Source organism: Actinoplanes lutulentus (assembly GCF_003259845.1).
GTDB lineage: Bacteria > Actinomycetota > Actinomycetes > Mycobacteriales > Micromonosporaceae > Actinoplanes > Actinoplanes lutulentus.
Window position 1 is genome coordinate 57,171 of record NZ_QLMJ01000019.1, and the last position, 20,400, is coordinate 77,570.

The 20,400-nt window shown below is 69.5% G+C and carries 16 protein-coding genes; 4 read left to right on the forward strand and 12 right to left on the reverse strand.

Annotated elements, in window-relative coordinates:
- Positions 1-16: 16 nt before the first annotated feature.
- The 6 genes from B0I29_RS33680 to B0I29_RS33705 are packed head-to-tail and all read right to left on the reverse strand — an operon-like array spanning position 17 to position 6,962.
- Positions 17-763 carry an enoyl-CoA hydratase/isomerase family protein gene (locus B0I29_RS33680; protein ID WP_111653178.1) on the reverse strand — a complete coding sequence of 249 codons (747 nt, stop codon included), beginning with the start codon at positions 761-763 and terminating at the stop codon, positions 17-19.
- Positions 760-2,325, reverse strand: a complete 1,566-nt coding sequence (locus tag B0I29_RS33685; RefSeq protein ID WP_220091488.1) for a class I adenylate-forming enzyme family protein — start codon at positions 2,323-2,325, stop codon at positions 760-762. The genes B0I29_RS33680 and B0I29_RS33685 overlap by 4 nt, the downstream gene beginning before the upstream one ends.
- A complete protein-coding gene (locus tag B0I29_RS33690; protein WP_111653179.1) occupies positions 2,322-3,482 on the reverse strand; it encodes an FAS1-like dehydratase domain-containing protein in 1,161 nt (386 codons plus the stop codon). Before B0I29_RS33690 ends, B0I29_RS33685 begins: the two co-directional genes overlap by 4 nt.
- Before the next feature lie 26 nt (positions 3,483-3,508).
- Positions 3,509-4,675, reverse strand: coding sequence for an iron-containing alcohol dehydrogenase family protein (locus tag B0I29_RS33695; protein ID WP_220091489.1), 1,167 nt, complete (start codon positions 4,673-4,675; stop codon positions 3,509-3,511).
- A gap of 5 nt (positions 4,676-4,680) precedes the next feature.
- Complete coding sequence (locus B0I29_RS33700; protein ID WP_111653180.1) at positions 4,681-5,751, reverse strand: zinc-binding dehydrogenase; 1,071 nt, start codon at positions 5,749-5,751, stop codon at positions 4,681-4,683.
- 23 nt (positions 5,752-5,774) lie between these two features.
- Entirely contained in the window at positions 5,775-6,962 is a 1,188-nt protein-coding gene (locus B0I29_RS33705) for a CaiB/BaiF CoA transferase family protein (protein ID WP_111653181.1), read from the reverse strand.
- 293 nt (positions 6,963-7,255) lie between these two features.
- On the opposite strand from B0I29_RS33705, the gene B0I29_RS33710 reads away from it, so the two are divergent.
- A complete protein-coding gene (locus B0I29_RS33710; RefSeq protein ID WP_220091490.1) occupies positions 7,256-8,677 on the forward strand; it encodes an aldehyde dehydrogenase family protein in 1,422 nt (473 codons plus the stop codon).
- Between the two features lie 74 nt (positions 8,678-8,751).
- On the opposite strand, the gene B0I29_RS33715 is transcribed toward B0I29_RS33710, so the two are convergent.
- From B0I29_RS33715 to B0I29_RS33730, 4 genes are all read right to left on the reverse strand, one after another.
- Positions 8,752-9,621, reverse strand: a complete 870-nt coding sequence (locus B0I29_RS33715) for a carbohydrate ABC transporter permease (RefSeq protein ID WP_111653182.1) — start codon at positions 9,619-9,621, stop codon at positions 8,752-8,754.
- A gap of 1 nt (position 9,622) precedes the next feature.
- Positions 9,623-10,546, reverse strand: coding sequence for a carbohydrate ABC transporter permease (locus B0I29_RS33720; protein WP_111653183.1), 924 nt, complete (start codon positions 10,544-10,546; stop codon positions 9,623-9,625).
- Positions 10,543-11,862, reverse strand: coding sequence for an extracellular solute-binding protein (locus tag B0I29_RS33725; protein ID WP_111653184.1), 1,320 nt, complete (start codon positions 11,860-11,862; stop codon positions 10,543-10,545). The genes B0I29_RS33720 and B0I29_RS33725 overlap by 4 nt, the downstream gene beginning before the upstream one ends.
- Positions 11,863-12,155: 293 nt before the next feature.
- Positions 12,156-13,010 carry a helix-turn-helix transcriptional regulator gene (locus tag B0I29_RS33730; RefSeq protein ID WP_111653185.1) on the reverse strand — a complete coding sequence of 285 codons (855 nt, stop codon included), beginning with the start codon at positions 13,008-13,010 and terminating at the stop codon, positions 12,156-12,158.
- A 148-nt stretch (positions 13,011-13,158) separates the two neighbouring features.
- Here B0I29_RS33730 and B0I29_RS33735 point away from each other — a divergent pair, with 148 nt between their 5' ends.
- Positions 13,159-14,799: a carboxylesterase/lipase family protein gene (locus tag B0I29_RS33735; RefSeq protein ID WP_220091491.1), complete on the forward strand. Its 1,641-nt coding sequence runs from the start codon at positions 13,159-13,161 to the stop codon at positions 14,797-14,799.
- Between the two features lie 79 nt (positions 14,800-14,878).
- On the opposite strand, the gene B0I29_RS33740 is transcribed toward B0I29_RS33735, so the two are convergent.
- Positions 14,879-17,368, reverse strand: coding sequence for an amidase (locus tag B0I29_RS33740; protein ID WP_111653187.1), 2,490 nt, complete (start codon positions 17,366-17,368; stop codon positions 14,879-14,881).
- A 298-nt stretch (positions 17,369-17,666) separates the two neighbouring features.
- The gene (locus B0I29_RS33745; RefSeq protein ID WP_245972954.1) at positions 17,667-18,584 is read right to left on the reverse strand and encodes a helix-turn-helix domain-containing protein; all 918 of its coding nucleotides are present in this window, start codon (positions 18,582-18,584) and stop codon (positions 17,667-17,669) included.
- An 83-nt stretch (positions 18,585-18,667) separates the two neighbouring features.
- Between B0I29_RS33745 and B0I29_RS33750 the strand changes: the two genes are divergently transcribed.
- Complete coding sequence (locus B0I29_RS33750) at positions 18,668-19,312, forward strand: NAD(P)-dependent oxidoreductase (protein WP_111653188.1); 645 nt, start codon at positions 18,668-18,670, stop codon at positions 19,310-19,312.
- Positions 19,313-19,421: 109 nt separating this feature from the next.
- Positions 19,422-20,387: an alpha/beta hydrolase gene (locus B0I29_RS33755; protein ID WP_111653189.1), complete on the forward strand. Its 966-nt coding sequence runs from the start codon at positions 19,422-19,424 to the stop codon at positions 20,385-20,387.
- The last annotated feature ends 13 nt before the right edge of the window (positions 20,388-20,400 follow it).

Genomic DNA, 20,400 nt, shown 5'->3' on the forward strand with positions numbered 1-20,400 from the left:
TCAACGGAGGCCGGCGCTACGAACCCACGAACTGCGGTGGGCGCCTCTCCCCCGCGGCCGCCACGCCCTCGGTGAAGTCCGCGGTGCCCAGCAACGCCGCCTGCGCGGTGGCTTCGACGTCCAGCGCCGCCGAGACCTCCGGAACCAGACGCCGCCGTAGCGTCGCCCGGATCGCGACCAGCGACAGCGGTGCGGACGACGCGATCCGTTCGGCCAGGGCGAGAGCACCGGCTCGGGGATCCTCCGCGACCTCGTCACAGAGCCCGATCACCGCCGCTTCCTCCCCGCTCACCGACCGGCCGGTGTAGAGCAGCTCGGCGGCGCGCTGCTCGCCGACCACCCGTGGCAGCGTCACCGACAACGCGAACCCCTGATGGAATCCGAGGCGCGCGAAGTTCGCGGTGAGCCGTGCCTTCGGCGCGGCGACCCGGAAGTCGGCCGCCATCGCCAGGCCGAGGCCACCACCGACGGCGGCGCCCTGCACCGCGGCCACGATCGGTTTGCGGCCGGAGAACACCCGGAACGCCTGACGGTAGATCCGGCGGATCCCGGCCTCCCCCATGCCGCGCAGATCGGCGCCCGCGCAGAAGTGCTTGCCCTGCGAGCAGAGCACCACGCATGACACCGCGGCGTCGTGGTCGAGGTCCTGCAGCGCGTCACCGAGCTCGGTGAGCAACTCCTCGTCGAAGAAGTTGTTCGGCGGGCGGCGCAGTTCCAGCAACGCCACCCGGCCGATCCCGGAGATACCGACCAGGCGGCTCATGAGCGGCCTCCGCCGGCCGGCAGCTCCGCGCGGGCCTGCACGGCGACCTGGTTCTTGTCGATCTTCCCGGAGTGGGTGGTGGGCAGCGGCTCGTGGCGTAACCACCATCGGCTGGGCACCGCGAACGAGGCGACCCGGGTACGCAGCCCCTCTCCCAGCTCCTCGGCGGTACGGCCCGGTTCGACGACGACAACGGCCATGACCTCCTCGCCGAACTCCGCGGACGGCACGCCGAAAACGGCCGACTCGATCACGCCGGGCAATGCGGCGAGCGCCTGCTCGACGGCGGCGGGCGCGATGTTCTCCCCACCTCGGATGATCATGTCCTTGGCCCGTCCGGTGACCCAGAGGTACCCGTCGGCGTCCAGGTGGCCCAGGTCGCCGGTGTGCAGCCGGCCCTGTGCGTCGATCGGGGACCCGTCGTGCCCGAAGTACCCGATCATCTGCGTGGGACTGCGGACCAGGATCTCGCCGTCCTCTCCGGCGATCTCCAGCTCCACCAGGGGCAGCGGGCGGCCGCAAGAGCCCGGACGCTCACGGGTGTCACGCCCGGATGCCGCGGTGGCCTGCCCGCCGTTCTCGGTCAGGCCCCACCCCGTCGCCACCCGCGGATCGACACCGGGCAGCCCGCCGCGGAGCTGGGCGAGGAACTCCTGGTGCACCGGCGCCCCGCCGACCGTGACCGACCGCAGTGAGCTCAGGTCGCGACGGAGCCGGTCGGGGTGTTCGAGCACCCGCGAGACCATCGTGGGCACGGCGCTCCACCGGGCGATCCGCCACCGCTCGATGAGGGCCAGCGCCTCGCCCGGCTCGAACTTCCCGGCCGGCATGACCAGGGTGTCGCCGACCACGATGGCGCGCAGCAGGGTCTGGATGCCACCGATGTGGAACATCGGCCCGGTGTGCAGCCCCGCGTCACCGGTCGCGTCGTCCACCAGCTGGGGCAGCCGCTTCGTGACATGCAGCAGCATGTGCAGCCCGGAGAGCAGCGAGCGGTGCGACAGCACCACCGCTTTCGGGCGGCCCGCGGTCCCGGAGGTGAACACGAGCACGGCGGGCTCGTCCTCGTCGTGGTCGATGGCCTCTGCCGGCATCGACTCGCTGGAGATCACGCAGCGCCAGGGCACGACCGCAGCGTCCGCGGGCAGATTCCGCGACGCGCGGGCATCGGCGAGCACGAGAGCGGGACCGACCGTGGTCAGGCAGTCCGCCAGCTCGTGGCGGCTCCACCAGGCGTTGCCGAGCACCGGCACCGCCCCGAGGCTCACCACCGCCCAGAAGTTGATGATCCACTCGGGGCTGTTGAATCCGAGGAGCACGATCCGGTCGCCGCGGCCGGCGCCGTGGCCGGCGAGCTCGGCCGCCTTGGCCAGCGCCGCGTGGCGCAGCTGCTCGAAGCTCAGCACGGTGTCGCCCTGCACGACGTGCGGGCGCTCTCCCCATCGACCGGCCAGATCGAGCAGGCCGGCCACGTCACGTGGCCTGTCGGTGTAGGTGCGCATCGGCACGCCGTGCACCAGCTCGACGCCGATCGCGTCGCCCCAGACCACACCGTGGCTCACGGCTGTACCTCCCGTCGCGGCAGGACGACGGTGGCGGTACCGGGCATGCAGTTCTGATCGCGCTGATTGATCGCCCGCGTCTCCAGGTGGATCACCGCGTCGCCGTCGGCGTCGATCTCCTTGCCCACCACGGCGCCGCCCAGCCGGACGACGTCGGAGAGGTAGACGTGCGCGCGGTACTGCCCGTGGACGGCCTTGACCCGGCCGGCATCGCCGATCCAGTGGGTCAGCGAGTGGATCTGCCAGCAGGTGCGCTGGATGCCCACGTCGTACGCGACCTGCGCTCCTTGAAGCCGGGCGGCGTAGTCGTTGTAGTGCACCGAGTACACCGGTTCGAGGGCATGGGTGTTCGGGTCGCGGAACGCCCACTTCGGGTGCTTGCGGTACCGGCGCAGCGCCACCCCGTGCGCGGACAGCCGCGGGATCGGCGCAGCGCCCGAGGCGACGTAGGCGATCTCGTCGGTGAGCCCGATCGGGCCTTTGGTGATGGTGTCCAGTTCGTCGCCGATCCGCACGTCCTCCCAGTACCGGGGCTGGGCACCGCGCGGCGACTCGGCGAGGATGTCCTCCTCGACGGCGGCGAGCTGCTCCTCGGTCCACGGGTGGGGCAACTCGATCGCCCGGGAGCCGCGGCGTTTCTGCATCTCGCCGCGCTCGAAGCGCATCCGGGAGCAGATGAAGCGCGCGACGAGCTGCCCGTCGCCGTTCCAGTACTCCTGGCGCAGGTAGTCCTTGATCCGGCGTCCGCCGAAGGCGCTCTCGACCGGATCGTCGAAGCCGTCGAACCAGACCCGCGCGGTGATCTTGTCGCCGACCCGGATCGGCGCGTGGAAGGTTATGTCGGTCTCGGCATGGAATCCGCCCAGCCCTCGCCAGCCCACCTGGACCGAGCCGAGGCAGGCGAAGATGAAGCTCGGTGGAGCGACGATCGTTGCGTACGGGCCCGCGGCGGCGTACGCCTCGTCGGTCCAGAGCGGATTGTCGTCGCCGATGCCCTCCGCGAATCGGAGAATGGCGAGCCGGGTCGCGTACTCGTTGTTGACGCAGGCGTCGGTACGCAGCTCGGTGCCGATCAGGTTACGCATGTCGGTGAGCATCTGGTCGGTGAACTTGCCGGTGGCCAGTTCCTTGCCGAAATTCGTGTCGGTGGTCGTCATGGGAGTCCTTCCCCGTGGAATCGGTGTCACCAGGCGGCGTTCAGGAGGGCGTGCACGTCCTCGGCGCCGGGCACGCGCGGCGCGGCGGACAGCGCCCAGTCGTCCATGGCGTGCGTGGCGGCGGCGTGCAGGTCCGGGGCGGAGACGTCGACCTCACGCAGCCGTTGCGGCACCTCGAAGGCGATGAGCAGCCGTTCGATCTCGGCGATCACTGCGTCCGGCTTGTGGTCGGCGAGGCCGAGGTAGCCGGCCATCGCGGTCAGCCGGTCGTCGATCGCGTCCGCGGCGAAGCGCAGCGCGTGCGGCAGCAGCAGCGCCTCGACCACTCCGTTGGCCGCCGATGACCGCGGGCCGATCGCGTGCGACAGCGCCTGGGCCAGGCCGCCTCCGGTGGCGTCGCTGCCCTGCCCGGCCATCAGGGCCGCGAGCATCAGGTGCAGGCGCGGCTGAGCCTGGCCGGGTTGCGTGCGGGTACCGGGCAGCCAGGTCACCACGGTGCGCAGAGCATGGGAGAGCAGCGCGTCGGCGAGCGGGTCGGCGGTCCGTGAGGTCAGCCCTTCTACGGCCATCGCGAACACGTTGAGCGCCGCCGACCAGGTCAGCTCCGCGGGGGCGGTCAGCGCCATCGCCGGGTCCAGGATCACACCCTGAGCGCGGGCCTTCGGGTCGTAGAGCGCCAGCCGCTCCCCCGTGACCGGGTCGCGGACCGCGGCGCCGGCTTTGGCGTAGGCGGTTGTCGGGGTGGTAGCCACCACCCATTGCGGCAGTTTCGGCGCCGACAGCCGGGGGCTGATCAGCCTGCCGTCCGCGGCGCGCCGCGTGCACAGGTCGTGGACGCCGGCCTGCTCGGCCAGCAGGACGGCGGCGGCTCGGGCGGTCACCACCGCGGAGCCGCCGCCGACGGCGACGATCGCGTCGGCGTCGTGGGTGGCCAGCGCGTCGCGGGCTGCCAGCACGGACGGCAGCGGACTGTGTGCCCGTACCTCGGCGAAGAGCGCGGCCAGCCGGTCGCCCAGCACGTCGGTGAGCCGCTGCACGGTGCCGGCCTGCCGCGACAGCGAGGGCCCGCAGACGATGACCGCGCGGCGCGCGCCGACCCGGTCCAGCTCGCGGGGCAGTGCCCGCAGCGCGCCGGCTCCGCAGAAGGTACGGAACGCGGGGGTCACGTGGCGCAGGTCGAGGTCGGCGTCCACGCCGGTCAGAGCTCCACGACCGCGCGGCCGCCGACCCGGCCGGCGTGCAGGTCGGCCACGGCCGTGTTCAGCTCATCGAGGGCGTAGCGGTCGGTGACCAGCGCGGCCGCGTCGAAGCGGCCGCCGGCCGCCCAGCCGGCGAAGGTCGCGAAGTCCCGGACCGGGTCGCAGCTGCCGCCGACGCAGCCGATCAGGCTCTTCTCCCCGTTGAGCAGGTCGAAGCTGTCCAGGAGGAACGGTGTACGCGGGATGCCGACGAGGATGTCGGCACCGCCGCGGATGCCGGTACCGCGAATACCCGGCCGGACCGCGGCGAGGCTGATCGGGATGTTCGCGCCGCGGCCGGTGCAGTCCAGGGCGACGTCGACGCCGCGGGTGCCGTCCGGGTGGGCGGTCAGTGCGCGGATCGTCTCGACCGGATCACCGGTCACCGCGTTGATGACGTCGGTGGCACCGAAGCTGCGGGCCAGTTTCAGTTTGTCGTCGTCGATGTCGACGGCGATGACCGGGTTCGCGCCGAGGATCGACGCGGCAGCCAGGGCGCAGAGCCCGACGCCGCCGGCGCCCCAGACTGCCACGCTCTGGCCGGGTTCGACAGCGGCGGTGTTCATCACCGCGCCGGCGCCGGTCATCAGCGCGCAGCCGATGATCGCGCCGAGGTCTCGCGACAGACCGGCCGCCTTCACCACGTACTGCTCGTCGACCAGCGCATGGGTTCCCCAGGTGAAGGTGTTGTGGGTGGTCGCCTTCGTACCGTCGGCGAGGATCACCGCGGTGGGCGCCGGTGCCCGGCCCAGCAGCGGCGTCCGCGGAATCCAGGTGGTCACCACCTCGTCGCCCGGCTGTACGTAGGTGACCTCGTCACCCACCGCGGCGACCGTGCCGATCGACTCGTGCCCGAGGACCATGGCCGCGCTCCGGCCGGGGTCGAAGATCCGGTCGAGCTGGCTGTGGCAGACACCGAAGGCCCGCTGCTCGACGACGACCTCGTACGGGCCGGCGGCCAGGTCCACGTCGTGCAGTTCGAGGGTGTGCCCGTGCGGCGGGAGGACGGCGATCCGGGCGTGCACTGTCATGGTTCGGCTCCTTGTGCTCGGGCTCAGACGACGCCGGTCTCGTGCAGCTTGGCGATCTCGTCGGTGCTCAGGCCGAGTTCGTCGCGCAGCACCTGGTCGGTGTGTTCACCGAGCCGCCCGGCGCGCACCGGTTCGACCATCGGCGAGCCGGACAGCACCAGCGGGCTGCCCAGCGTGGTGAACGTGCCCCGCTCGTCGCTGACCTCGTGCAGCACGCCGCGGGCCCGCACGTGCGGATCGTCCAGCAGCTCGGAGAGGGTCACGACCGGCGCGTACGGAATCCTCGCGGCCTTCAGCACCGCCTCGATCTCCGCCTTGCTCAGCCCCGAGGTCCACGCACCGACCAGGGTGTCGACGGCATCCATGTGTTCGCAGCGTCCGGCCATGTCCGCGAACCGCGGATCCGCGGTTTCCGGATCACCGATCAGGCCGCACAGCCGCCGCCAATGAGCGTCGGTCGGACAGAGGATCGTGACCCAGCCATCAGCCGCCGGGTACGCGTTGTACGGCGCCACCGACATGCCACCGTGCCGGTTGCCGGTGCGCTCCCGGCTCACCACACCCGGACTGAGCAACCCGGCGATGTTGGACGTCAGCGACGGCAGCATCGCATCCTGCAACGACACCTCGACGTGCTGGCCGCGGCCGGTGCGGGTGCGCTGGAACAACGCCGCCAGCACGCCGGCGATCAGATGCGTGCCACCCATGAAATCAACCACCGACGGGCCGGTACGCACCGGCGCGCCGTCCTCGAAACCTGTCGTGCTCATGATCGCCGTCCGGGCCTGGATCGTCAGATCCATCGCCGGCTCACCAGCGTACGGACCGAACGACCCGAACCCCGTGCCCGACGCCATCACCAACCCCGGATTGATCGCACTGAGCTGGTCGTAGCCCAGTCCGAACCGCTCCATCGCGCCCGGCGAGAGGTTCTGGACCAGCACATCCGCCGTGCTGACCAGCTTGCGCAGTACCTCCTGGCCCTCGAGGGCTTTGAGGTTGAGGCGCATGGTGCGCTTACCGGAGTTGAGGAACCGGAACTGCAGTGGCTCTCCGTCGGCGGCGAGGGTGGGCAGCCGCCGGTACGGGTCACCCTCCGGCGACTCGATCTTGATGACGTCGGCGCCGAGACGCGCCATCAGCATGCTGCAGTACGGCGCGAAGTAGAACTGGCCGAGGCAGATCACCTTCACACCTTCAAGGGCGGTCATCTCAGCCTCCGTAGTCGCGCAACCCTTTTGACCGTTCGTAAATACGAACCACAGTACGCATTTACAACCACGACCCTAGGTTGACGCCGCCAGGACTGTCAACGCCCGCCGGCCGGGGCGCCACCCACCCCGACCGGCGGGTCGTTGACACGGTGTTTTCCGGGTGTAAGCATGTCGATATAGCGATCACTAGTTCGTAATAAAGAACTTGACGGAAGGTGTGGTCGACTCTGATGTCCTCGCGCACGAGTGCCCCGCTCCCACCGTTCAGCCCGGGTGGCGATCCCATCGGCATGCTCATCGACGGAGACTGGACGACACCGGCGTCTGCCATCCCGGTGTTCGACCCCAGCACGGGATCCGTCATCGCCTCGGTGGCCGACGGCGACGCGAAATCCGTCGACGCGGCGGTCACCGCGGCCCGGCAGTCCTTCGACCAGGGGCGCTGGCGATCCTTGTCCGGCACCGATCGCGGTGCGATTCTCTGGCGCGCCGGTGAGCTCATGCGCGAGCGTGCCGACGGCCTGGCCCGACTGGAGAGCCTCAACCTCGGCCTGCCGGTCGCACAGGCCAGGAGCATGGTCCTGGAGGCCGCCGCACAGTTCCGGTACTACGCCGGATGGGCCGACAAGATCCACGGGCGCACGATCGACCTCGGCCCCGCCGACCGCCGGATCCAGGGATACACGTTGCGGGAGCCGATCGGCGTCGCCGGGCTGATCACCCCGTGGAACGCCCCGCTGAGCATGGCCGCCAAGAAGCTGGCCCCGGCCCTGGCCACCGGGTGCTCGTGCGTGCTCAAACCCGCCGAGGAGACTCCGCTGACCTCGCTGTGGCTGGGACAGATCCTGCACGAGGCCGGGGTTCCGGCCGGCGTGGTCAACGTCGTCACCGGCATCGGTGAGCGCGCAGGGGCCGCGCTGGCCGAACACCCCGGCGTCGACCTCATCTCGTTCACCGGGTCGACCGAGGTGGGGCGGGCCATCGTGCACGCCGCCACCGGCAACATGAAGAAGCTGACGCTGGAGCTCGGCGGCAAGTCCCCGGTCATCGTGTTCGCCGACGCCGACCTGACGGCCGCGATCCCCGGCGCCGCCTCGGCGGTCTTCTGGAACTCCGGCCAGGTGTGCGCGGCCGGAACCCGGTTGTTCGTGCACGAATCCGTGTACGAGCAGGTCGTTACCGGTGTGGCGGAAGCCGGCCGGGCGATGCGGCTCGGCCCCGGCTCGGATCCCGACGCCGAGCTCGGCCCGCTGATCTCGCAGAAACAGCTCGACCGGGTGTCGGGATACGTCGGTCAAGGCGTGCGCGACGGCGCCCGGGTGGTCAGCGGCGGCGCCCGCACCGGCGAGCAGGGCTACTTCTTCGAGCCCACCGTCCTGGTGGACGTCGACCAGTCCATGACGGTGATGCGGGAGGAGGTCTTCGGGCCGGTGCTGGGCGTCATGCCCTTCGCCGACACCGACCAGGCCGTCGCGCTGGCCAACGACAGCTCGTACGGTCTGGCCTCCAGTGTCTGGACCCGGGACGGCGCCCTGGCGCACTCGGTCGCCCGACGGCTGCGTGCCGGGCGGGTGGGCATCAACGTGCACCGCGCCGGCGGCGCTCACATGCCCGCCGGTGGGTACCGGCAGTCCGGCTGGGGCCGCGAGAGCGGACCGGAGGCACTGGAGAACTACCTCGAGACCAAATCCGTCGTCTCCCAGCTGGACTGAGATCGCACGCCCCGGATGCCGGGACGGACCGACAGCCACCCGGCTGCGGTCGCGTCCCGGCATTCTGCTGTCCGCTACTTGCCGAAGCCGGCGGTCAGGCCGCTGAGCAACTGCCGCCGGCCTACGGCGTACAGAAGAATGATGGGGATGGTGGTGAGGGTGACCGACGCGGCGATGGCCGGGACGTTGACGCCGAACTGCCCCTGGAAGGTCCACAGTGCGAGCGGCATGGTGCGCTGGTCGGGGCTCTGGGTGAGCACGAGCGGCAGCAGGAAGCCGTTCCAGATCGCCAGCGCGTTGTAGATGGTCACGGTGACCAGTGCGGGACGGGTGAGTGGGAACGCGAGCCGCCACATCGTGAGCCATTCGGTCGCGCCGTCCATCCGCATCGACTCGAAGAGCTCACGCGGCACGTCACGGATGAAGTTGGACAGCACCAGGACGGACAGCGGGATGGCGAACGCGATGGACGGCAGGATGATCGCCATCAGCGTGTCGTACATCTGCAGGCGGATGATGATCAGGTAGACCGGGATGATGACCGCTTGCAGCGGGATGGCCAGGCCGGTCAGGAACAGCGAGTTGATCGCCCGGAGCCAGCGGTTGCGGGCGCCGCGGACGATCGCGTACGCCGCCATGAACGAGATGACGACGGCCGGGACCACCGCGCCGACCGAGACCACCACGCTGTTGGCGAAGTATCGGACGAAGTCGTTCTCGATCGCCGTCCGGTAGTTCTCCAGAGTCGGCTCGGACGGTGGGGCGAACGTGTTGGTGACGAAGTAGTTCGCCTGGGTCTTGAAGCTCGTGATGACGATCCAGTAGATCGGCAGCATCACGATGAACAGCCAGACCCAGCCGGAGGCACCGCCCACCCAGTTCCATCGCAGGATCCGGGCGGCCGGTCCGATCCGCTTCGGTACGCCGGCGTCGAGGGCCGTCACGTCACGCTCCTTCCATCTGGCTCTCGTCGCCGCGGCCGCCGAGTCGCCGCAGCAGCTGGGCCAGGACCACTCCGACCAGGACGAGAATCACGGCGATACAGCTGGCCGGGCCCATGAGGTTGGCCATGAAGCCCTTCTGGTACATCTCCAGCGCCAGGGTCCGGGTGGCGTCGCCCGGTCCCCCCGCGGTGAGCACGAAGATCAGGTCGAAGAAGGTCAGGGAGCCGACGACCATCAGCGTCGAGGACGTGATGATCGTGTACTTGATCTGCGGCAACGTGATCGAGAAGAACTGGCGTACCCGGCCGGCGCCGTCGATCTGCGATGCCTCGTAGAGCGCGTCCGGGATCTGCCGGACGGCGTTCTGATAGATCAACGAGTGGAACGGGACGAACTGCCAGGACACCACGAAGATCAGAACGCCGATGGCGAGGGTGGAATCGCCCAGCCAGTCCTGGTTGAGCGCGCTGATCCCGAGGCCGGAGCCGATGCCGAAGTTGGGGTCGAGCAGCGCTTTGAAGGTGATCGAGATGGCCGCCGAGCTCAACAGCAACGGAACGAAGTAGAAGACCGCGAGCACGCCCCGATAGCGTTTACGCGCGGCGAGGAAGACGCCGATCAGGATGGAGATCGGGGTCTGTGCCAGCCACGAGAGGATCATGATCTCGAAGGTGACCCCGAGCGCGTGCGGCAGGCCGGGGTCGCTGAGCGCCGCTTTCCAGCTGGTCAGCCCGGTGTAGCGAATGGGACTGATGTTGTCCCAGGTGGTGAAGCTGAGGGCGAGCGCGCCGAGCAGCGGGACGAGCCCGAATGCCAGGAACATCACCAACGCGGGCAGTGCCATCCAGACGATGGAGCGGCCCCGCTCGCGACTGGCGGCCGGCAACGCGGTGACGCGTGCCGCGGGCGGAGCGAGCATCGTCATTTGCCGATGACCCCGTTCATGCTGTCGACCCACTGCTGCGGGCTGACCTGCAGCTGGAACAGCTTGGCGATGTTGTCCAGCAGGTTCTCGGCCGCGGTCGGGCTCAGCGCCTGGTCCCACGACTGCGCGAAGACCTTTGCCTGCGACACCGTGCCGGAGACGAACTTGATGAAGTCGGCGTTCGGTGCGGCGGCGAACTGGGCGTCGGTTCCCTTGAGCACCGGTACGTATCCCGCGCCGACCCAGCTCGCGAACTCGGCGTCCTCGGCCAGTGTGGTGGAAAAGAACTTCTTGGCGACGTCTTTCTGCGCGTCGGTGGCCTTCGACGAGATCGACAGGTACAGGCCGGGGTTGCCGACCACGTTGCTCGAGTCGCCCTTGCCGCCGTCGACCGGCGGGAAGTTCATGTAGCCGAGGGCGCCGCTCGGGACGAAGTCGCCGCCGGTGGCCTTCTGGATGCCGTACGACCAGGAGCCGTGCAGCAGCATGGCGGCCTTGCCGGTGTAGAGCAGAGCCTGGTCGGCGTTGGAGTCGGCGGTGATCGAGGAGAAGCCCTTAATGAACCCGTCGGCCCGTACCAGGTCCTGGATCTTCGTGAGGGTGTTCAGCACCGCCGGGTCGGACCACGCGTTCGCCTCACCCGCGAAGACCCGGTCGAACACCTCCGAGCCGGCCGTGCGGTCGAGCAGGAACTCGACCCACATCATGTTGGTCCAGCGGGACTGGCCGGCGAGCGAGAACGGCGCGATGCCCTTGGCGTTGAACTTCGGCACCAGATCGAGGATCTCGCCGTACGTCTGCGGAGGCTGCGCGCCGATCTGGTCGAAGAGCTTCTTGTTGTAGAACAGGACGATCGGCGACATGCTCTCGACCGGCCGCGCGTAGATCTTGCCGTTCACCGTCGCGGCGCCGAACGACGCCGGGATGATCTTGTCTTTGACCGCTGCGTTCTGGGCGAACCAGTCGGTCAGATCGTCGACCTGCCCGGCTTCGACGTATGTCTTGAGTCCCCCGCCGCCCCAGTTGAAGACCATCGACGGGCCTTCGCCAGCACCCAGCGAGGTCTTGATCTTCTGCTTGTAGGCGTCGTTCTGGAAGTAGAGCGCGTCAATCCGGGTGTCCGGGTTGGCCGCGTTGAACCGGTCGATGGCTGCGCGCCGCAGCGGCTCGCTGGGCGGCCCGCTCAGCCCCCAGTAGGTGGCGGCGCCGGCGGTGTTGCCACCGCCGCCGTTGGACGGGCCCGAGCTGCCGCATGCCGCGAGGGCTGCCGCCGCGCCCGCGCCGACGCTCAAGCCAAGCAAGTCACGACGTTTCATCACTGTCTCCGTTTCGACAGCGGCGAGAAAGTTGCCGCAGATGATCCGGTCACCGGGGCGTCCGAAGGTCAGGCAGCACGCTCGTGGGCGCGCTGTCGCTGGGGTCGGTATCGACGCGCCGACCGGCAGGGGTCGCGGGACGGGCTGTCGAATTTCGTGCCGGGGATACGCAGGTTTCAGGCCTGCTTTACCGGGGTTAAGGCACGACGCTAGGCGAAGGCTCGATCACCAGGGAGGACGCCGATTGGCCGGGAATATGTTTCCGGGGTATTTCACACCCCCCATCCGGCCTGTCAGCGGTCGAGCAGGACCAGCGCCTCGTGGTCGGGCGTGCCCGGGTCGGCGAAGTACGTCACCAGCCGGCTCCCCGCGCCGCCCTCGATCTGCATGGCCTGCACCCGCAAGGTGATGGTGCCGACCTCCGGGTGGTGCAGGGTCTTGGACGGCAGGGCGAACGGGCGCACTTCGTAGCGCTCCCAGAGGCGCGCGAAGTCCGCGCTCTGCGCCGTCAGCTCGGCGACGAGTGCGGCCAGGTCCGGGGCGTGCGGCTCGAGGCCGGACAGGGCGCGCAGGCGGGCGACGCAGCCGCTCATGACATCGTCCCAGTCGGCGAACAGCTTGCGGGCGTCCGGGTGCAGGAACACGTATCGCGCTAGGTTGCGCTGCCCGGCCGGCCAGTCCTCGATGCCGGGCAGGGTACGCAGCCCGCCGCGGTTGCCGGCCAGCAGGTCCATGGTGCGGCTCAGCACCCGGGCGGGATAGGGCCGCAGGTTCTCCAGCATCAGCGCGAGATCCGCCGACGGCGCCGAACCATGCCGCGCCGTCCTCGGCGCGGGCGGCATGGTGGCCGCCCTGGTGGCGAGGTCGAGCAGATGCCCGTGCTCGGCCGGGCCCAGCCGCAGGGCCGCGGCCAGGGCGCCGACGACGGCGGCGCTCGGCCGGTGCTCCCGGCCCCGCTCCAGCCGGGTGTAGTAGTCCACACTCACCCCCGCCAGCGCGGCGAGCTCCTCCCGGCGCAGGCCGGGGATGCGGCGCCATCCCGGGCCGGTGCTGATGCCCACGCGCTCGGGAGTGACCTGGGCACGGCGCGCCCGCAGGAACCGCCCCAGCTCGGTGCCGCCGTTGCCGTCCTGCTGCTCTCGCGCCATACGCATCAGTCTGCCAGCGCCGGCCATGCGGCCTTCCGATGGACAGCGATTCGTTGGCCGAGGGGGATTTACCAATCCCTATCCCTCGGCGTAACGTCACATATACGCAATGAAGTTCGTATATATGAACTCAATGAAGGAGGAGAGGATGCCGGGAGCACCCATCCGCGCCTTGCTCTGCATGAGCGCCGCCGTCGGCCTGCTCGCAGGCTGCGGTTCCCCACCGGCTCACGGTGTGCCACCCGCCGGGCTCGCTCAGCACGCCGGCCCGGACGTGGTGCGCACCGCTGCCGGTGCCGTGCGCGGGGTGACGAGCGCGGGAGTGCAGAGCTTCAAGGGCATCCCCTATGCCGCGCCGCCGGTCGGCGCCTACCGCTGGCGACCGCCTCGGCCGGCCACGCCGTGGAGCGGCGAGCGCGACGCCGGCCAGTTCGGCGCGGACTGCGCGCAGGCGGGTTTCGGTGCGGCGCCGCCGCAGGGCAGATCGGAGGACTGCCTATTCGTCAACGTCTGGCGCCCGGAAGGGGTCTCCGCGCGCGCCAAGCTGCCGGTGATGGTGTGGATCCACGGCGGAGGCTTCGTCGCCGGCAGCGGCGCGCAACCGGACTACTCCGGTGAGCAGTTCGCGCGCCAGGGCGTCGTGCTGGTCACCATCAACTATCGGCTGGGCAGATTCGGTTTCTTCGCCTTCCCGGGCCTGACCGCCGAGCAACCCGGCGAGGTCAAGGGCAACTACGGCTATCTCGACCAGATCGCCGCGCTGCAGTGGGTCCGGCGCAACATCGCCGCGTTCGGCGGCAACGCCGGCAACGTCACGATCTTCGGGGAGTCGGCGGGCGGCGTGTCGGTGCACACGCACCTGACTTCACCGCTGTCGCGCCGCGTCTTCGACAAGGCCATCATCGAGTCCGGTGGCGGGCGCGACGGCGTGCTCACCGGCCGGCCGCTGAGTGCCGAAGGGGCCGATCCGTTCTATCCGGTCTCGGCCGAGACAGTCGGCGTCAACTTCGCACGGCGTTACGCCATCGAGGGCACCGGCGCCGCGGCGGTCGCCCAGCTGCGCGCGCTCGACACCGCGCAGGTGGTCGACGGCGGTCAGGAGACCGCGGGGCCGGGTGGCCCGACGACGTATCCGGGGCCGATCCTCGACGGCCGGCTCGTTGTCGAGACCCCGGAGAGCGCCTACCGTGCCGGCCACCAGAAACGCGCGCCGCTGCTGATCGGCACGAACAGCAACGACTTCATCGGCTTCGTCTCCGCCGACAGCAAGGACGCGCTGTTCGCCCAGTTCGGCAGGCACGCGGAGTGGGCCCGTGCGGTCTACGACCCGGACGGCACCGCCACCCTGCAGCAGGTGCTGACAAAGGTCGGTGTCGATCGCGCGCAGGCCGAGCCGGCCCGATTCACCGCCCGAGCCTTCGCGCGTGCCGGGGTTCCCACCTATCTGTATCGCTTCTCGTACGTCCCCACGGCGCGTCGCGCACAGTGGGTGGACGGGGTACCGCACGCCGCGGAGATCCCCTTCGTCTTCGACACGCTCGCCGCCCGCGGCACGCAGCCGTCGGAGCAGGACAGCGCTGTCGCACGGGTCACCAACACCTACTGGGCCAACTTCGCGCGCACCGGTGACCCGAACGGCAGCACGGTGCCGTTCTGGCCGCGCCAGGTCATCGGCCGTGACTCGATCACGGACTTCCGGCCGGACGGGTCGGTCATTGCCGGGCCCGATCCCCGCAAGGCACGGATGGACGTCTCCGAGGCAGCGGGCGGCCTGCCCCGCCCGAGTTGACTCAGCAGCCCGGACGCCGCGTCGGTCGCGGCGTCCGGGCCGGTCAGCGCTGCGCGCTGACCTTCCGCGTCACCCGTGCTTACCGGTGGGCACGCAGCGCCGGCGTGATGGCGGGCAGAACCCGGCCCTTGGCGATCTTCTCGAACGCGTAGGCGTACCCAAGAAGTTCGGGGTCTTGGAACTGTTTGCCCTGCAGCTGGAAGCCGACCGGCTGGCCGTGGGCGTTGACCCCGGCCGGGAAGATCACCGTCGGTACGCCGGAAGCCGACGACTGCGGGTCACGGCGGCCGAAGCTGTTGCCGCTCGAGTCGTTGAGGTGGATGTCGCTGAGCTCGGTCGGGTAGAGCACCGTGTCGACGCCCTGCTCGTCCATCCAGTCCGCGAGGACCTGACGGTACGAGGCCCGCCACGTCTGCATCGCCGCGAGATTCTCCGGCGTCATCGCGCCGGTACCGGTGTAGCTGCTGCGGACGTTGTACGGCAGCCGCAGCGGACTGGTGATGATCTGCTCGGCCGTCGGGTACGGGTTGTCCGGGTGCGCGGCGACCCACTGCCGCCACCCCTCATATCCGGTGTCACCGGTGTAGGTCCGCGCCGGAGCGGCCGGGGCCGCGGTGATCTCCTTGATCGTCGCGCCTGCCTTGCGGAAGGCGGCGAACTTGGCGCGCAGCGCGGCACTGGTCTCGGTGGTGCCGAACGGGTCGGTGAACGCATCCGCCGGGACACCGATCACCACGCCCTTGAGCGCCTTGCCGTCCAGATAGCGCGTCCAGTCGCGGGGGCGCTGACCGTCGGCCACGTCGTCGAGCGCGTCTTCGGGGTTGCCGACGGCGACCGCGTTGAGCAGCAACGCCTGGTCGGCCGGGGACTGCGAGATGACGCCCACGTAGTCCTGGACCACGGTCAGCGGCATGGCGCCGTCGCTGCTCTGCATGCCGTCGGTGCCGCGCAGCGAGACGAGGCTGGCCGCACCCGAGGGACCCCACAGCGAGTCACCGGTCTGGCTGCCGAGCGACGCCGCCGCGAAACTCGACGCGACCGCCACAGCGGATCCGCCGCTGGAACCGATCGGGCTGCGCGACGGGTCGAAGGCGTTCCAGACCTGCCCGTACGCACTCTCACTGAAGTAGCCGCTGTTGGCGAACTCGGACAGGTTCGCCTTGCCGAGGATGATCGCACCGGCTTCGCGCAGCTTGGCGACCTGCCAGGCGTCCTTGGTGGGACGGTAACCGTCGAAGACCAGAGAACCGCCGGTGGTCGGCATGTCCTTGGTGTCGATGATGTCCTTCACCATGATCGGGATACCGAGCAGCGGACGCTTGTCACCGGTCTTGCGGGCCCGGTCGGCGGCCTTGGCCTGCGCCATCGCGTCCGGGGCGACGGCCAGCACCGAGTGCAGCCCGAGCGGTCCCTGGTCGTAAGCGGCGATGCGGTCCAGATAGGCCCGCACGACCTGCTGCGTGGTGGTCCGGCCGGCGGCCATGTCGGCCTTGAGCTGGACGATCGTCTTACCGACCACATCGTACGAGGACGTGGTCTTCACTGTCGGCTGGGTCACCGGGGCTGTCACGGCACCGGGCAGGCGCTTCGCACGGGAGGCGGCACAGACGTTTCCGCGGACTCCGGCGGCCTTCGCCAGCGCCGACGGGTCGTAGTTCTCCAGTGAGCAGATCTCCGCGGCCGACAGGCCGCCGAAGTCCGGTTTCGCGGTGAGCGCCGCGGCCGTGGCCTGCACCGCGGCGACCTGAGAACCCGCGGCGGGTGCGCTGGTACCCCCGGGGACGTTGCGCGTCTCGGACAGGCCGGTGACGACGAAGTGCGCCACGGACCGGCTCTGCCCCGGCTGCAGAACCATCCGGTTGAGCAGGGCGGGGTGGTTGGCCTCGTCACCGGAGGTGGGCAGCGGGTTGGCGAACGGATCCCGCAGGAAGTTGCCCGTCCGCTCCAAGCTGCCGGCGTAACCCGGCGTGCCGATGGTGGTCGCGGACGGCCCGTTGGTGCTGGCCGATCCGGCGCCGGCCGACGGCGTGTACCAGCTCGCCCAGCCGTCCACGCGGTTGATGCGCGTGTCGCCCGAGGATGTCGTGGCGATGGCGCTCTGGTTGGTGCCGGTGTTGTATCCGAGCTGCCCGCCGAAAGCCACGCTCACGCTGATGGGCTTGCGGGTGGTATTGGTGAACGTGTCGAAGAACCGGCCGTAACTGTCGGCACGGTCGATGGTGAGTTCACGCTGGACTGCCACGCCGTTGATGACGACCGCATGCTTGCTGGAGAAGGTCTCGGCGCCGTCGTACGTCAGCCCGAACCCACGCAGCAGAGCGCCGTTGAGAAGGCCGGACCCGCCGGCGACTCGCAGTCTGATACCGCCGTAACCGAGCAGGGCGTTGGCGGTGGTGCTGCGCACGCTGCCGGTGTCCAGGCCCGGGATGGCGGCGTCGTTGACGTTCCACTGGTCGCTCTGACCGGTGCTGACGCTGCTGTACGCGGAGGCCGGTGCTGTGGAGAGGCCGACCGCGACAAGTGAGGCAGCGACGGCGACGGGTACTACTTTTCGAAGCTTTTGCGTCAAGAGGGATTCCTCGGTACGAATGCCGGGCGGCGAGCCATCGGAAACGGGCTCGTCGCCGGGCGTCTGATGGGGGCGGCGAGCCACATCGATCGCACCGGAAACGTAAAGTCGTTTTGTTTCACGACCATTTCGAATTCGGGTCTAAAAACAATCCCAGAAATGCCACGAATGCAATTCAGAAAGGTCCCTACGCAGCCTATGCGAATGCGCATGAGAGAAGGGAGGCACTGTCAGGAACCCCCACGGGCATTGCGCTTTCGAACTGGTGTTGATCACACGGTCGCGGCCGAAGCTGTTTTCAGTGCCTTGTACCGGTATGCCCGCGAACAGCGGCGCGGAAGACGATCGGCGACGTTGCGGTGCGCTGGTGAAAGAATTTGCTGAAATTGGTGGCGCTGGAGAAGCCGAGATTCGCCGCGATCCTGGACGCGGGCTGCTCGCCGTGCGCGAGCATCCGCTTGGCCTCCAGGAGCACCCGGCCGTCGATGAACTCCTTGGCACCGATGCCCGCGTCAGCGAGACAAGCTCGCGAGAGGGTACGCGCCGAGTACCCGAGCATCTTCGCGTAGTCGTCGAGCCGGCGGGTGCGGGCGAAGTTCCGCTCCACGGCTGCACGGAACCGCACGAACGCCTCACCGGGCTCGGGCACGGGGTTGCCGGCCGCATTCGTCAGATGCGCGAGGTTGAGCACGACGACGGCGAGCAGGTGACGCAGGACCGCGAGGTGAGCGTCCAGCGGCAGCCGGCCGAGAGACAGGAAATGCCGCTCCACCTGCGCGGCAGCCGTGTCCAACGCCTCGCGATCCGCACCGGCCGGGATCTGGACGACCCCGGCGTGCGGGTCGTCGACGCGGGCGGCGGCAGCGGTCGCCGGGTCCAGGAAACCCTGCTCGAACAGCAGGAGGGTGCCCTCCACCCCGGTGAGGTCGCCCCACTGGTGCACCTGGCCCGGCCGCACCCAGAGCCACGCGCCGGGCTCGAGCGCGTATTCGGTGAAGTCGACGGTGTGCCGCAGAGTGCCCTGGGTGAGGGTCATCAGGTGATGGAAGGTCGGGCGGTGCGGCCGGGTGAACGCGCCGTCGCCCATCCGGATCCGGGCCCGCTCGCGCAGGCTGCCCATGGGGATCACTTCAAGTCCCGGTGGTGTGCCGGCCGGAGCGGCGAAACCGACCTGCGGAATGCCGGCCCCGGCATCCTGTCGGTTTTTGACCATCATCGGTCGTCAGGATACCCGGGCCGGCGCCGTCGAAGACCATAGCTTTGACCTGGTAAGACCGATCCCCGGAGAAAGAAGCAACCATGTCCACCATCGTCGTCCTCGGCGTCACCGGTTACGCCGGCGGCAACATCACCAGCGAGCTGCTCGACCGTGGCCACACCGTTGTCGGTGTCGCCCGCGACACCAGCAAGGTCACCCCGCGGGAACGCCTCGACGTGCGCGGCGGCTCCCTCTACGACCCGGCGTTCCTCACCGAGACGGTGCAGGGCGCGGACGTCATCGTGGTCGCCATCCACGCCCGCAACGCCGACGAGCCGGACCTCGAGTCGGCCGTACCCGCGCTGCTGGACGCGGCGGCGGCAGCGGGCGCCCGTCTCGGTGTGGTCGGCGGCGCGGGCAGCCTGCTCGTCGCCGAGGGCGGCCCGCGTGTGCTCGACGCCGGCTTCCCGGACGAGTACCGGCCCGAGGCCGAGGCCCACGCCCGGGTCCTCGACGCGCTGAAGAGTTCAGGTACCGCGGTCGACTGGTTCTACGTCAGCCCGGCCGGCGCCTTCGGCTCCTACAACCCGGGCGAGCGCACCGGCACCTACCGGCTCGGCGGCGACGTCCTGGTCACCGACGCCGCCGGCAAGTCCGACATCTCCGGGGCGGACTACGCCATCGCGTTCGCCGACGAGATCGAGAAGCCGGCACACCACCGGGCCCGTTTCACCGTGGGTTACTGATCGCTTTTCTTGGGGTGCCCTGCCATTACCCCTTTCAGCCTCAACTCCCTCGCCGCGCCGATTTCGGGTTTCCTGAACCGGAACACGACCTCGGTAGGGAGAACCTGTGATGAGACCGCGGACGTTGCTGACACTGGGCGTCGTCGTCGTGGCGGGCCTGCTGGTCGCCATTCCACTGGCCCGTGACGGCGATGAGAAACCCGTCAGCGCTCCGGAAGCCGACGTGCTCAGCCGTTTCCAGAGCACGTCGGCACAGGAGCAGGGGGAAGTGGTCCGCGTCGATTACAAGACGCGGTACGACAACGCGACGATCGACAAACGCGCTCTCGTCTATCTGCCGGCCGGGTACGACGAGCAGGACCAGGCCACCCGGTACGACATCCTGTACCTGATGCACGGCGCGGGCATGGGCGCCGAGAGCTTCTTCGGCGGCGCCGGTGAGTCGTCAGCGTTGAAGAACATCCTCGACCACATGATCGAGGAGCGGCAGATGCGGCCCACGATCGTCGTGACCCCGACGTTCTACCCGGACGGCAACGCCAGCCTCGACCTGCACTATGCCGGGGAACTGGACCGGGCGTTCCCCGTCGAACTGGAGAACGACCTGATGCCGGCTGTCGAGGGCCGTTATCGCACATACGCGCCGACGACCGACGCCGCGGGCTTCACCGCCTCGCGGGAGCATCGTGCCTTCGGCGGGTTCTCGATGGGCGCCGTGACGACCTGGTACGCCTTCATCGACAGCCTCGACTACGTCAAGTACTTCATGCCGATGGCCGGCGACAGCTGGGTGATCCAGGACTCTGGCGGGGCCTCCGCTCCGGAGGAGACCGCCGCCCACCTCGACAAGGTCGCCCGCGGCTCCGGCTATCAGCGCGACGACTATCTGATCGCGGCGTCCGTCGGATCGAACGATGGCACGAAATATCAGATGGAGCCGCAGATCCGCGAGATGAGAGAGCTGCCGGACAGCTTCGACGACGGCAACCTGCGCTACACCGAAGATCCCGACGGCGGCCACGATCTGGAGTCGGTGTACCGGCAGTTCTTCCGCTCGATCCCATTGTTCTTTTAGATCTGAGGAGCCT